At 67.1% G+C, this 706-nt stretch carries 1 pseudogene; it reads right to left on the minus strand.

Going from position 1 to position 706, the window contains the following annotated elements:
• Positions 1 to 706: pseudogene (locus ET21_RS0109505) on the minus strand (IS21 family transposase); the annotation flags it as partial.

Below are 706 nucleotides of genomic sequence, written 5' to 3' on the forward strand. Positions count from 1 at the left end.
AGCACGGCCGACAGCACACGGACGAACCGGCGGTCGGCATCGTCGCCATTGCCAAGCTTGCGGCGCAGGCGCGCCAGCGCCGGCGGCAGATCCCAGTCCTGGAAGGGCGCGCCGTTCCGCAGCGCTCCGGGCTTGCGGGCCAGTACCGGCAGATAATGCCAGGGGTCATAGATCGTGCGGTTGCGCCCGAAGTAGCGGGGATGCTCGGCGACAACCTCCTCGCCGCAGCGCACGACAATGCGGTCGGCATAGGCCCGGACCTGCACCGTCCGCCGCGCCACCGTCGAGAGAACCGAGTAGCGGTTGCGATCGAAGCTGATCAGGCAGGTGCCCGTCACCGCATGCTCGCTCTCGTTAAAGCCGTCGAACGGTCCCAGCATCGGCTGCAGTGCCGATCGCTCGATCTCCAGCGCCTGCGCCACGGTCAGCTCGCCCTGTTCCGGGTGTGCCTGTCGTTCCGCCCAGCGCTGGCACTCGGCCTCCAGCCAGCCATTGAGCTCGTCGAGGCTGGCGAACCGCAACCGGGGTTGGAAGAAGCGGCCCCGGATCGTCTGCACCTGGTTCTCGACCTGGCCCTTCTCCCATCCCGCCGCCGGCGAGCAGGCGGTGGGCTCGACCATATAATGGTCGGTCATGATCAGGAACCGCCGGTTGAAGACCCGCTCCTTCCCCGTGAACACGCTCGTCACCGCCGTCTTCATATTAT

Origin of the sequence: Sphingobium sp. DC-2 (assembly GCF_000722555.1) — a bacterium.
GTDB classification, from domain to species: domain Bacteria; phylum Pseudomonadota; class Alphaproteobacteria; order Sphingomonadales; family Sphingomonadaceae; genus Sphingobium; species Sphingobium quisquiliarum.